Annotated in this window: 13 protein-coding genes; 7 read left to right on the top strand and 6 right to left on the bottom strand. The window is 41.3% G+C overall.

Annotated elements, in window-relative coordinates:
- Positions 1-164 precede the first annotated feature (164 nt).
- Both AB5443_RS24975 and AB5443_RS24970 read left to right on the top strand, forming a co-directional pair.
- Entirely contained in the window at positions 165-797 is a 633-nt protein-coding gene (locus AB5443_RS24975; protein WP_368114582.1) for an HU family DNA-binding protein, read from the top strand.
- Between the two features lie 42 nt (positions 798-839).
- The gene (locus AB5443_RS24970; protein WP_368114581.1) at positions 840-1,733 is read left to right on the top strand and encodes a GyrI-like domain-containing protein; all 894 of its coding nucleotides are present in this window, start codon (positions 840-842) and stop codon (positions 1,731-1,733) included.
- A gap of 48 nt (positions 1,734-1,781) precedes the next feature.
- Here AB5443_RS24970 and AB5443_RS24965 read toward each other — a convergent pair whose 3' ends face one another.
- The 6 genes from AB5443_RS24965 to AB5443_RS24940 form a co-directional block, all read right to left on the bottom strand.
- Positions 1,782-2,522, bottom strand: coding sequence for a hypothetical protein (locus AB5443_RS24965; RefSeq protein ID WP_368114580.1), 741 nt, complete (start codon positions 2,520-2,522; stop codon positions 1,782-1,784).
- Positions 2,523-2,679: 157 nt separating this feature from the next.
- On the bottom strand, positions 2,680-3,573 hold the full coding sequence (locus AB5443_RS24960) for an agmatine deiminase family protein (RefSeq protein WP_191031151.1): 894 nt from the start codon (positions 3,571-3,573) through the stop codon (positions 2,680-2,682).
- 249 nt (positions 3,574-3,822) lie between these two features.
- On the bottom strand, positions 3,823-5,277 hold the full coding sequence (gene xylE, locus AB5443_RS24955) for a D-xylose transporter XylE (RefSeq protein ID WP_044655827.1): 1,455 nt from the start codon (positions 5,275-5,277) through the stop codon (positions 3,823-3,825).
- Positions 5,278-5,386: 109 nt separating this feature from the next.
- Positions 5,387-6,703, bottom strand: coding sequence for a xylose isomerase (gene xylA / locus AB5443_RS24950; RefSeq protein WP_022138821.1), 1,317 nt, complete (start codon positions 6,701-6,703; stop codon positions 5,387-5,389).
- 43 nt (positions 6,704-6,746) lie between these two features.
- Positions 6,747-8,270 carry a xylulokinase gene (locus AB5443_RS24945; protein ID WP_277135623.1) on the bottom strand — a complete coding sequence of 508 codons (1,524 nt, stop codon included), beginning with the start codon at positions 8,268-8,270 and terminating at the stop codon, positions 6,747-6,749.
- 62 nt (positions 8,271-8,332) lie between these two features.
- A complete protein-coding gene (locus AB5443_RS24940) occupies positions 8,333-9,064 on the bottom strand; it encodes an NUDIX domain-containing protein (RefSeq protein ID WP_022138823.1) in 732 nt (243 codons plus the stop codon).
- A 340-nt stretch (positions 9,065-9,404) separates the two neighbouring features.
- Between AB5443_RS24940 and thiD the strand changes: the two genes are divergently transcribed.
- From thiD to AB5443_RS24915, 5 genes are all read left to right on the top strand, one after another.
- Positions 9,405-10,241 carry a bifunctional hydroxymethylpyrimidine kinase/phosphomethylpyrimidine kinase gene (gene thiD / locus AB5443_RS24935; protein ID WP_277135624.1) on the top strand — a complete coding sequence of 279 codons (837 nt, stop codon included), beginning with the start codon at positions 9,405-9,407 and terminating at the stop codon, positions 10,239-10,241.
- A gap of 50 nt (positions 10,242-10,291) precedes the next feature.
- On the top strand, positions 10,292-11,179 hold the full coding sequence (fabD, locus tag AB5443_RS24930) for an ACP S-malonyltransferase (protein WP_044654566.1): 888 nt from the start codon (positions 10,292-10,294) through the stop codon (positions 11,177-11,179).
- 196 nt (positions 11,180-11,375) lie between these two features.
- Complete coding sequence (gene sucC, locus AB5443_RS24925) at positions 11,376-12,506, top strand: ADP-forming succinate--CoA ligase subunit beta (RefSeq protein WP_277135625.1); 1,131 nt, start codon at positions 11,376-11,378, stop codon at positions 12,504-12,506.
- Positions 12,507-12,539: 33 nt separating this feature from the next.
- Complete coding sequence (sucD, locus tag AB5443_RS24920) at positions 12,540-13,400, top strand: succinate--CoA ligase subunit alpha (protein ID WP_277135626.1); 861 nt, start codon at positions 12,540-12,542, stop codon at positions 13,398-13,400.
- Positions 13,401-13,431: 31 nt separating this feature from the next.
- Positions 13,432-13,605: a hypothetical protein gene (locus tag AB5443_RS24915; RefSeq protein ID WP_195408401.1), complete on the top strand. Its 174-nt coding sequence runs from the start codon at positions 13,432-13,434 to the stop codon at positions 13,603-13,605.
- Positions 13,606-13,694 lie beyond the last annotated feature (89 nt).

Genomic DNA, 13,694 nt, shown 5'->3' with positions numbered 1-13,694 from the left:
AGACTAAAAGCGGGATGGGATGAAAAATATTTGTCACAACTCTTACAGGAAAATAATTTTTAATGCGTCTGCCCTGCATAATGTGAGCCAATCAATAGATAGGCACAAAAAAATAAAACAACTGCGTAAATCTGCTAATTGATGCGCACAAAACAACTAAAGCAATGAATGCACTTTATGATTTCTTCCTGACTCCTCAACCCAAAGACTCCAATAAAACGAGATATCACGCCCGGCTGGTCGTACGGGATACCATTACACTAGAGGATATTGCCGAAAGGATTGAATCCAGAAGTAGTTTAAGACAAAGCGATGTAATAGGCTCTTTTATAGAGTTCGCAGATGTTTTCAAACAAGAATTATCCAATGGTAACAGCATTCATATTCCCGGGGTCGGTTCATTCCGTATCAAGGCTGAATCTCCTGAAGTACGTTCTCCAAAAGAGATGCGTGCCGAAAACGTCCATTGCAGTGGAATCGTCTTCACACCGGAGAAAGACTTGCTTCGTGAATTAAAAGCTACCACTTTTGAGAAAGTGAGCGAGCCCCGGCGTTCACTAGAATTAAGCGATATAGAAATTGATGGAAAACTGGCAGAGTTTTTTAAAGACAACTCTTACATTACTACACAACAGCTTTGCTCTATCTGTGGGTTACGGAAGGCAACTGCGCTTCGCAGATTACAGAAACGGGTGGATGAAGGGAAACTGACTCATCCGGGGTATCTTCGTTCTCCTTTTTATTTTCCTGTGCCGGGATGGTTTGGAATATCCAGAAATATAGTTGATGCAAAATAAGCTATTGATTTACCGAAAGATATGCATATAAAATAAAAAAATATGAGTTCTAACAAATTCTCCTATCAAGGACAAATTGAAACAATTCTTCATTATCTAAATTCCATGATACAAAAGAATTGGACAGGTAAAACGGCGGATGAGTTCAACCGTTTGTTATCCATACCTGAATTAGCTAAAATAGCATGTATGTCTGTTCGTAACCTTCAGTTGATGTTTAAAGCTTATACAAGCGAATCATTACATCAATATATCATTCGCACACGCATGGAATATGCCCAGCAGTTACTCAAAGACAATAATATGAGTATAACTGAAATATATGAATATATTGGATTTGCCAACCAACCAGCGTTTAATAATGCACTTCAAAAAAAATACAATCTTACTCCCCGAGAATTACAAAAGAAATTATTGGAAACAGCACATGTTTATCCTTCACCTATTCCTCCTTGCCGTATAGTGGAATCCGAAACAATACCTGTCTTATTTTTATCTTATATCGGTGATTATGAAACCTGCAATACGGCTACTTTTGAAACAGAAACTTGGGATTACCTATATAAATATGCAGAAGAAAACTCTTTATTACCAGATAAGGAAGATTATTGGGGCATAGCTTATGACGATACAGGTATTACCTCATCAGAAAAATGCCGTTTTTATGCTTGCATGACTATTCAAAAAGAAACAGGATTCAATCCTTCTCTTACCAGTCAAATAAAGTATATGGAGCTGCCACAAAGCACATATGCAGTCTATACCCATCAAGGAGATTACGTATTGTTAGATGCTTTTTATGAAACAATATTGAAACAATTACCACAATCTTACCGCTTAGGAGAAACTCCTGTTTTAGAACATTACTTGAATTCCCCTACTGACACAGATACGAAAGGACTTCTTACTGAAATCTGGATTCCAATCGTTCGCTAATTCATATAAGGGTGACATATATTTATCACCCTTATATAAAATTAATAGCTATAATACCTCATATATACTTTTTATCAAAGACTTAGGACAATACCCTAGAATGTCAATAGCTCTCTTTTCAGCTTCTGCTTTTGATAAGTTTTCATTAACAATATAGTTCCTGAACACATTTTCCTTTTCCTTGTATGCATAAGACGAGAGCAGTAATCCCACTATTGTCCGCAATTGCAAATCTTTGAAATCATCACTTTGCTTTCTACCTAGGCCAAAGCGTGTCGAATGTAAGATAATTGATTTATTTTCCCTATCACGACAATCTTCAACAGCTTCTTTTAAAGCAAAATCATTTTCCAAAGTTTTATAATCTACATTCTTATCTTCAATAATAAATTTTAAAACATTATTCGGGCCAAATTTAGTTGTACCATCATCAAACTTTGCGCTTCTTATCAGAATACCATAATATGTATCAACATCATCAGACAAACAAATATCAACGCCTCCTCTTGTTCCACCTTTAATTTTTGAATCCTCCGTTTTACCTGTACGATGGACATAAAATCTTCCATAATTATTTTTTTGCAGTTCATTTCCATGCACAGACTCATCATTAAACTTTGAATCTTTAAAATAAGCTTCTACTTCAATTGGATAAATCCGTAGCCCGTTACTCAACTCAAACATATAATTTGTAACTATCAATTTATTAATCGTTTGAAGTTGTTTCTCTATTTCCTTAAAGTCACTACATTGCCTTAATATTGCAATTTCTTTTTTTAAAGTATCCATGATTATTATAAGGTTAATGTTTCTTTGGGTAAAGATAATCTTTTTAGTGTAAATTTATGTCGAACATATTGACTTTTTGTTTCACGCTTAGATGATATTAAATAATCAACGACATTTTGAGTTTATGAATTATCTTGTTTGTAGTGACAGCCATCACTTATTCATCAAATTCAAGCAACCACTCTAAGCCAGATATATATTTACTCATAGTCCAAGACAAACAATTCAATGCACCTCCCCATTTCTCTACAATCGAAGCGATATTTACCTGATAGATTTGACCTTCATAAGAAGGATGCAATTCTTTTATCTGTTCTAATGCTTCTCTGTCTGTCGGTAGTCCAAGTCCGGGAACAATGATTACGTCACGTGTCTGAAGCATGTTTATATATGCCCAACTATTATGATGATACTCACTAAGTTTTAAATCTACAACCACAAAAAATTTACTCAATCTACGTCTCATCTCTCGTGCTATTTTCAGGGGATAGGCATTCAGATTAACCAAAACCTTGCCATCACCAACATTATGAATAATCCCATCTGTATGACCACAGACATCAGATTTGTCCCATGGCAGAAATACAATCTCCGCCCCATAAAAATTCTTTTTTAATATTGCGAGCACTTCTTTCCGATCAATCAGAGAATTTTCCTGAAATACCTTTTCTGTCATAATAATAATTGGTCTCCAATCTTTCATATATGGTTCTTTTACTTCACACACAACCACGTTTCCACCATCAATTATAAGTGGAGATTGCGTAATATTCATTCTTTCCCTCATAGCCTTCAATACAGGATTAATATTAGTTTTATACTGTGGTTTGTCTGCTAAATAATCAGGTTCATAACGGAATTGAATATAAGTTTTATACCCCCATTGTATTGGCATATAGTCTCGACACCAATAATCTTTAGTGTGCATCAATGTACCATGTGCTACATGATGACGAGAAAGAATATCGGATAAATCTCCATAAATTTCAGGATAGTGCCTTGCGAAAAGGTTTGAAAAATAAACGGTATCTTTATGCTGCTCTGTTATCATAATCTTTCAATAATGTGACTTTTCAAATTTTACAATGCAAAGATAAGCGCATTGTCAGACTATGCATTTACTCAAAAATGCAAAACTGTTAGTTATTGCATCAATCATGCAAAATAAACTATTGATTTACTGAAAGATATGCATATAAATGATTATGACACCATACCATTGGCATGATGTCATAATCTTGATAGAATCCTGCCGTCACACTGAAATCCTGACGACACGATGAAATTACACTAACCTAATTTACTTATTTTTCTTCCAAAGCTTGCTCATATCTTCCAGTGTCTTGCCTTTCGTTTCGGGCACCCAACGCCATACGAAGATTGCGGCAGCTACACAGATAATTCCATAAAGGCTATAAGCGAACATCGGACTGAAATCGTACAATGCCGGGAAAGTGGAAGATATAATATAATTGAATATCCATTGGAAAGCTACGGCGATGGCAACTGCCTTGCCGCGGATTGTATTCGGGAAGATTTCTGAAATCAGTACCCAGCAAATCGGCCCCCATGACATCATGAAGAATGCGGCATATACGATAACTGAAAGTACCGGGAAGATTCCCTTTATAGCCATGCTATCGCACATTGCCACTGCAAATGCTCCTACTGCCATACCGATGGATCCGATAATCAATAGCGGTTTACGTCCGAAACGGTCTACGGTAAAGATAGCAACCAATGTGAAGATGATGTTTACGATACCCATAATAACAGTTTGCATCATACCGCCACCTTCTGCTCCTGCATTTTCAAAAATACGCGGAGCATAATAAAGTACCGCATTAATGCCGATAGCCTGTTGGAACACAGAAAGAAGAATACCGATAACAATTACTGCCACTCCATAAGTAAAAAGTTTCTCTGTCTTTTCGTGAGCAGTAGCTTTAATATCATTAAGGATTTCCTGCGCTTTTGCCTTACCGTTGATTTTTTCCAGAATGGAGTAAGCTTTTTCATCTTGTTGTACCAATACCAGATAACGGGGAGTTTTCGGAACAAAGAATAGTAACAGACCGAAGAAAGCAGCAGGGAAAGCCTCAGAGCCGAACATATAACGCCAGCCTTCAAATACAGTCCACATATCAGATTCGGAGCTAACTGATAAAACTCCGGCAGCATCTTTCAGGATAACAGGATTCTGGTGGTCGCCCATAATCAGGTAATTCACAAAATACACCACCAACATACCAAAGATAATGGCAAACTGGTTGCACGAAACAAGTGTTCCACGGATGTTGGAAGGAGCTATTTCCGCGATATACATCGGACAAACGGCAGATGCCAGTCCGACGCCGATACCACCTAAGACACGATAAAGATTAAATGTAATCAGCAAGTCCATATTCGGTTTTCCGTATTCAAAAAACAGGAATTCCGGATAGTAAGAACCTAATGCTGAAAGGAAAAAAAGTACGGCGGCAAGTCTCAACGAATTACGGCGTCCCAAGCGGGAAGCGAATATACCGGAGAGAGCACCACCAAGCACGCAGCCTATCAATGCACTGGATGAAGTAATTCCATGCATTACTTTATTATATTGGAAATCAGAAGCTGAAAGGAAAAAAGCTTCCAAGCCTTTTTCTGCGCCGGAGATAACTGCCGTGTCGTAACCGAAAAGCAGTCCGCCCAGGATAGCAACGGATGTGATGGAATACAAATAAAGTTTGCTTCCTTCGTTCGTTGTATTGTTCATAGTTTCTATAAGTTGGATAAAGTAGTGTGTAGTAGTTGGATTAGATATAAAAAGAAGGCGATAAAGCAGCAGTTCCCCACTGCCCTATCGTCTTAGTATTAGATTTTAATTAGCAATACATATTCAGGATTGCTTCATAAAGTTCTTGTTTTCCGCTAGTCTGCTTCGGTTCACCGTTTGCTTTAGCATAAGCAACTACGTCTTCCAAAGTCAGCTTGCCGTCTTCAAATTCCTTACCTTTACCACCGTCAAATGAAGCATAACGGTCAGACAGCATTTTCTTGTACGGAGATTCGTTCAGCAAAGCTGCTGCGCTTTCCAATGCGCGAGCCATAGCGTCCATACCTGCAATGTGAGCAATAAAGATATCTTCCAGGTCAGTAGAGTTACGACGGGTCTTAGCGTCGAAGTTTGTTCCACCATTGCCCAAACCACCGTTGCGGATAATCTGCATCATTGCTTGAGTCAATTCGTAGTTGTCAATCGGGAATTGGTCTGTATCCCAACCATTCTGATAGTCACCACGGTTAGCGTCGATAGAACCCAACATGCCGTTGTCCACTGCTACTGCCAATTCATGTTCGAAAGTATGACCTGCCAAGGTTGCATGGTTCACTTCGATATTTACTTTAAAGTCTTTATCCAGGCCATGAGCTTTCAGGAAGCCGATTACAGTTTCCGTATCTACGTCATACTGATGCTTAGTCGGTTCCATCGGTTTCGGTTCAATCAGGAAAGTACCTTTGAAGCCACGGGCACGGGCATAGTCGCGAGCGATAGTCAACATCTGTGCCAGATGTTCTTTTTCACGTTTCTGGTCTGTGTTCAGAAGAGACATATATCCTTCACGTCCACCCCAGAATACATAGTTCTGACCACCAAGTTCGATAGTAGCGTCAATCGCATTCTTAATCTGAACAGCAGCACGGGCCACAACGTCAAAATCAGGATTAGTAGCAGCACCGTTCATATAACGGGCATGACCGAATACATTGGCAGTACCCCACAACAGTTTGATTCCTGTTTCAGCTTGTTTCTGTTTTGCGTAAGCTACGATTTCTTTCAAGTTTGCTTCGTATTCTTCGATGCTTGCACCTTCAGAAACCAAGTCTACGTCATGGAAACAGTAGTATTCGATACCCATTTTCTGCATGAATTCAAAACCTGCGTCCATTTTATCTTTTGCAGCCTGAACAGCATCTGCATTACCATTCCAAGGGAATTGTTTTGTTCCGCCACCGAACTGGTCACCGCCTTCTGCACACAATGTATGCCACCATGCCATAGCGAATCTCAACCAATCTTTCATCTTTTTACCGTTGATTACCTTTTCAGCATCGTAGTAACGGAATGCCATCGGGTTTTTACTATCTTTACCTTCGAACTTAATCTTTTCAATTCCCGGGAAAAATTCTTTTGTTGCCATAATTCTTTTTTATTTTTTAAATGGTTATTATTTATATTGTCAATTACTTATCTGAAGAAAGAACCGGAGCCGGTATTTTGCCTGCCATTGATTTTTCAAGGCGATATTTCCATTTGGCATATGCGTCCGCATATTCCTGACGTTTAGCCACATTAGGCTCAATCACATCCAGTTTGTCGAGCGTGGCAAACGCCTCGTTATTATCTTTGTAGATACCTGCGCCAATGCCCGCACCTTTCGCTGCGCCTACCGAACCGTCCGTATCATAAAGTTCAATAGTGGCTCCCGTTACTCCTGCCAACGTATCACGGAATATCGAACTCAGGAACATATTGGCGTGTCCGGCATGAATCATCTTCACAGGAATACCCATCTGCTCCATAATATCAATACCATATTTAAAGGAAAACACGATACCTTCCTGAGCAGCGCGAATGATATGATGTTTGCCATGTGCATTGAAATCCAGCCCGCGAATACTGCAACCGATTTCCTTATTGTTCAGCATACGCTCGGCACCGTTGCCGAAGGGAAGGATACTGATTCCAGCGCTTCCGATAGGCGCCTTGGAAGCCAGGACGTTCATCTCATTATAAGATATTCCTTCGGGAGCAATCGTACGTTTCACCCATGAATTAAGGATACCTGTTCCGTTGATGCAGAGCAGTACACCCAAGCGAGTCTGTTCTGTTGAATGATTGACATGCGCAAAGGTATTGACACGTGATTGAGGGTCATAATTCACTTCACCGTTTACTCCATAAACCACTCCCGATGTTCCCGCCGTAGAAGCTATCTCGCCCGGATTGAACACATTCAGAGAAAGGGCATTATTAGGCTGGTCACCGGCACGGTATGTGATTGGAGTGCCTTCTTTCAGTCCCAGTTCCTTGGCTGTCGCAGCATTGACACGTCCCTGTTCCGCAAAGGTCGGTTTGATATCCGCAATCAAAGAAGAATCAAATCCGTAGTAGTCCATTAAGAAATCAGCTACCCGGTTGTTCTTGAAATCCCATAACATTCCTTCCGAAAGGCCGGAAACTGTTGTGCAGATTTCTCCGCTTAGCTTCATGGCGATATAATCACCCGGAAGCATTATCTTGTAAATCTGCTCATAGATAGCAGGTTCATTGGCTTTAATCCATGCCAGTTTGGAAGCGGTAAAGTTGCCCGGCGAGTTCAACAGATGGGAAAGACATTTCTCCTCTCCTATTGTCTCAAATGCTTTCTGTCCGTAAGGCACGGCACGAGAGTCACACCAAATAATAGCAGGGCGCAACACATGCTGATTCTTGTCAACGCACACCAGTCCGTGCATTTGATAAGAAATACCGATAGCTTTAATTTCGGCAGCACTGACACCCGATTCAGTCATAATGGCCTGCGTAGCCGACTTCAGGTTTTCCCACCAACTTTCCGGGTCTTGTTCAGCCCATCCGGGGTTTACTGCGATAATATTCGCTTCTGTTTTCGGGAAAAATGCCGATGATACACATTTGCCTGTCTCAGCATTTACCAGACTCGCTTTTACAGACGAGCTACCTATGTCATAACCTAATAGAAACATTTTTTAGTGATTAACGGATTAATGATTTTAGTGATTAACGGATGGCGTTCTGGTACTAACCCTTACCGCCTTACCTTATTATATATCTTCTTGTCAAATTTATAATAACGGGCAGCACGATGAGCCACTCCTTGTTGTTTTTCTTCCAAAGGAACTACATATTCCATCATGGCTATCTTCTTATGGAAATTGCGCACATCTACCGCTTTATCATATACTAACTCAAAAAGAGTTCTTAATTGTGCAGCCGTAAATTTACGCGGAAGCAGTTCGAATAGCATGGAAGGATTAAATTCCACGAACTGGCGGATATAAGTCATCGCTTCCCGAATAATCAAATTATGGTCGAAAGCCAATGTCTTGACGTCTTTCAAAGCAATCCAACAAGCCTGATGCTCATCCAGATTCTTATCCAATGCACGGTCTATCTTTACCATTGACAGATAAGCGATAGTCACAATACGTTCTACCCTCGACTGCATGGCACGTTCCAGCCAACGCACGTCTTTAGGATTACTGGTTCTGTTCTTAGACCCGAATGCTTTGAACTGCATCAGGTTCACATTTTTGAGTCCTGTCAATTCAAATAATACGCGTTGTGCAGCTTCATCCAAATCTTCATCCATATATATAAGACTTCCGGGAAGTTTCATATCGTGATATACCTCACCGTTTTCTTCACCTGCACGTTTTACAAGCAATACTTTCAGTTGTTCTCCGTCAAAACCAATCACTACACAGTCTACTGATATGTGATTGTTGGCCAAAGGGGGATTTTTCTGTATATTCTGCATATCTATTTCTTTAAGACGATGCAAATATAGAAGGGAAATACTGTCAAAGCAAACTTATCAAACATGCTATAAAACATTGTTTTTCATATAAATATATATCATACATACTACAATATGTATAGAGAGTGTTATCTTATTATTTACAATATGTATTTTAGCTATTTCCGGGATGAGTAATTGTATAAAGTACAAAAACTAGATTTACGCTTTATTATCAGTACTTTTCATGCAAATAACGGTTAGTGGCAACAAGGATACTTATTGTACTTTAAACGATATGCCATTTTGTACCTTATCGTTTTTTATCCTATCTTTGCAGGTAAATATTAAAAAAACTAAAATGGAACATCCTCCAGTCATTTTATCCATTGCCGGTTCCGATTGTTCGGGTGGCGCAGGTATTCAGGCAGATATAAAAACAATCTCGGCTTTAGGCGGATATGCGGCATCAGCCATTACCGCAGTGACCGTACAAAACACACTGGGAGTATGCGCCGTACAAGCCATGTCTCCTGAAATTGTACGCGGACAAATAGAGGCCGTGATGGAAGACCTTCAACCTGTTGCTATAAAAATAGGTATGGTGAGTGACATTCAGATTGTTCATGTCATTTCCGATTGCCTGCGAAAGTATGCGCCCGAATACGTGGTATATGATCCGGTCATGGTATCTACCAGCGGACGAAAATTGATGACGGACGAAGCCATAGAAGAAATAAAAAAAGAGTTGCTGCCTCTCGTTACCTTACTCACTCCCAATATTGATGAAGCAACCGTGCTCACGGGCAAAAGCATTCACAACATCCGGGAGATGCAGGAAGCAGCCAAAATATTGACAGATAGTTTCCATACCGGCATTTTAATAAAAGGCGGGCATCTGGAAGGCGACGTAATGTTCGACCTTCTGCACACTGCCGAATCCATATACCATATATATAAAGAGAAAAAGATAGAAAGCAATAATCTGCACGGAACAGGCTGCACCCTCTCCTCCGCTATTGCCACCTACCTCGCAAAAGGCTATCCCATGCGGGAATCCATCCAGCATGCCAAGACTTATATCACTCAGGCTATCATTGCAGGAAAGGATTTGCACATCGGGCACGGCAATGGCCCGCTATGGCATTTTCCCGACTCCATTGCACAAATGTGTACATTTTGTGCGGTCGTATCATAAAAATACGTAACTTTGCACCCGCAATTAAAAATCAATTAAATAATAAAAATATGAAAGCATTTGTATTTCCCGGTCAAGGCGCTCAATTCGTAGGAATGGGTAAAGACCTGTATGAAAACTCAGCTTTAGCAAAAGAATTGTTTGAAAAAGCAAATGATATCCTTGGATATCGCATTACAGATATCATGTTCAACGGTACAGACGAAGACCTTCGTCAGACAAAGGTGACTCAACCTGCCGTATTCCTTCATTCCGTTATCTCTGCTCTTTGCATGGGCGACGACTTCAAGCCGGAAATGACTGCGGGACACTCCCTCGGCGAATTCTCTGCATTGGTAGCTGCCGGTGCTTTGAGCTTTGAAGATGGTTTGAAACTGGTTTATGCACGTGCAATGGCTATGCAGAAGGCTTGCGAAGCAACTCCTTCTACCATGGCTGCCATTATCGCATTGCCGGATGAAAAAGTAGAAGAAATCTGTGCGTCTGTAAATGCAGAAGGTGAAGTTTGTGTACCTGCCAACTACAACTGTCCGGGACAAATCGTTATCTCCGGCTCTATACCGGGTATCGAGAAAGCTTGCGAACTGATGAAAGCTGCCGGGGCAAAACGCGCTCTTCCGTTGAAAGTGGGTGGCGCTTTCCACTCTCCGTTAATGGATCCGGCTAAAGTAGAACTGGAAGCTGCTATCAAGGCAACAGAAATTCATACTCCCAAATGTCCGGTATATCAGAATGTAGACGCCCTCCCTCATACTGATCCTGCCGAAATCAAGAAAAACCTGGTTGCCCAGCTGACTGCTTCCGTACGCTGGACTCAATCAGTGAAGAATATGATTGCTGACGGCGCTACTGATTTCACAGAATGCGGCCCGGGTGCAGTACTTCAGGGATTGATTAAAAAGATAGACGGTTCTGTCAGTGCCCATGGCATTGCATAAACATCAGAAAAAATACACTATTCATTAGTTTACAGCGTGTTGGCAGGATTGTCAACACGCTTTTTTTTATTCTCAATCTTCATACCAAAAGGATACTAACATGTTCTAAAACATTCAGGCAGAATTCTTTTCCGTAAACTTTCCGTATCTTGCTTCTGTTTTATTAGTAGGAATCATTTACTCAAATTTGTGAGCCATGAAAATACATGAATATCAAGCGAAAGAGATTTTCTCCAAGTATGGAATACCTGTTGAGAGGCACACGCTATGCCGTACCGCCGCGAGTGTTGTAGCCGCATTTCGGACTATCGGGACGGACAAAGTCGTTATTAAAGCGCAAGTATTGACGGGTGGCCGGGGAAAAGCCGGTGGAGTCAAAGTGGTAGATAACATGGAAGATGCCTATCAGGAAGCAAGAAATATTCTTGGGATGAGCATCAAAGGGCTCCCCGTCAATCAGGTACTGGTGAGTGAAGCCATTGATATTGCAGCCGAATATTATGTCGGCTTTACTATCGACCGGAACACACGTTCCGTTGTTCTTATGATGAGCGCATCCGGTGGAATGGATATTGAAGAAGTAGCCCGGCGAACACCGGAAAAAATCATCCGGTATTCAATAGATCCGTTTATCGGGCTTCCCGATTATTTGGCACGGCATTTCGCTTTCTCCCTATTTCCACAGATGGAACAGGCAGGCAGGATGGCCGTTATCCTTCAGGAACTTTATAAAGTATTTATAGAAAACGACGCATCGTTGGTGGAAGTCAATCCGTTGGCGCTCACCGCAAAGGGTACGCTGATAGCTATTGATGCCAAGATTGTTTTTGACGATAATGCTCTTTACCGTCATCCAGGCATACAGGCATTATCTGATCCGACGGAAGAAGAAAAGGTTGAAGCAAACGCGAAAGATAAAGGATTCAGTTATGTTCATATGGACGGTAATATCGGTTGCATGGTGAACGGCGCCGGACTTGCCATGGCTACAATGGATATGATTAAACTGCACGGTGGAAATCCGGCCAACTTCCTGGATATCGGCGGCAGTTCCAATCCGCTCAAAGTAGTGGAAGCCATGAAACTCCTGTTGCAGGACGAAAAAGTCAAAGTGGTTCTGATTAATATTTTCGGCGGAATCACCCGCTGTGATGATGTGGCAATGGGACTTATCCAGGCATTCGACATGATAAAGAGCGATATACCTGTCATCGTACGGCTTACAGGAACCAATGAGAATATCGGACGGGAGTTGCTGCGGAATCATAACCGTTTTCAGATAGCCACGACCATGAAAGAAGCCGCATTGATGACTCTGAAATCATAATGCATAACGAATCACTTTAAAAGTAAACCAATTATGAGCATATTAATAGATAAATCCACTCACTTGATTGTACAAGGAATCACAGGCAGAGACGGACTTTTCCACGCCAAAAAGATGAAAGAATATGGAACCAATGTTGTTGGCGGAACTTCTCCGGGCAAAGGCGGAACGGACGTAGACGGTATTCCAGTATTCAACACCATGTATGAAGCTGTCGGACAGACGCAGGCCAATACTTCCATCATTTTCGTTCCGGCGCGTTTTGCGGCGGATGCAATTATGGAAGCGGCAGATGCGGGTATCCGGTTAATTGTCTGCATTGCGGAAGGGATTCCCACACTGGATGTAATTAAAGCGCACCGGTTTGTTGAAGAGAAAGGCGCCATGTTGATCGGGCCAAATTGTCCGGGACTTATTTCTCCGGGAAAAAGTATGGTTGGTATCCTGCCGGAACAAGTCTTCAAGGAAGGAAAAGTCGGAGTTATCAGCCGCAGCGGAACACTCACTTATGAAATAGTATATCACTTGACGACCAATGGCATGGGACAATCCACCGCTATCGGTATCGGTGGCGATCCTGTCGTAGGACTGCATTTTCTCCAATTACTGGAGATGTTTCAGAACGATCCGGAAACAGAAGCTATTGTACTGATTGGAGAGATCGGCGGAAACGCGGAAGAACAGGCTGCCGAATATATTCGTCAGAATGTCAGCAAACCTGTTGTGGCTTTTATTGCCGGACAGTCCGCTCCTCCGGGAAAACAGATGGGACATGCGGGAGCCATTATTTCAGGAAGTTCCGGTTCGGCAGAAGAGAAGGTCAAAGCACTGGAAGCTGCCGGTATACGAGTAGCGGAAGAACCTTCGGACATTCCGGAATTATTGAAAAGATAATAAGAAACAGTCATTTAAAAATTAGAATAATATGAGCAGACGTAGGCAATTGGAGCATGAAGTATCCCTGGCACAGGAAAGAATAAAGAAAGCGGCTAAGGATACGCCAAAGAATATCCTGAAGTTATGGGAACAGGAACTGGTAGATCTTGAACTGGAACTCAATAATCTGGTGGATGATGAAGAAGATAATAATGAGGACTAGCTGAAATAGAAGAAGAGGTTGTGTCAAAACGTTGGCACAACCTCTTTTATATTTTACAGTTCTGCTATATTTTCTTTTGGCTATGCTGC

This window comes from Bacteroides sp. RTP21281st1_H5_RTP21281_210402 (genome assembly GCF_040918965.1).
GTDB lineage: Bacteria > Bacteroidota > Bacteroidia > Bacteroidales > Bacteroidaceae > Bacteroides > Bacteroides congonensis.
This window is presented reverse-complemented; position numbering and strand designations above follow the sequence as displayed.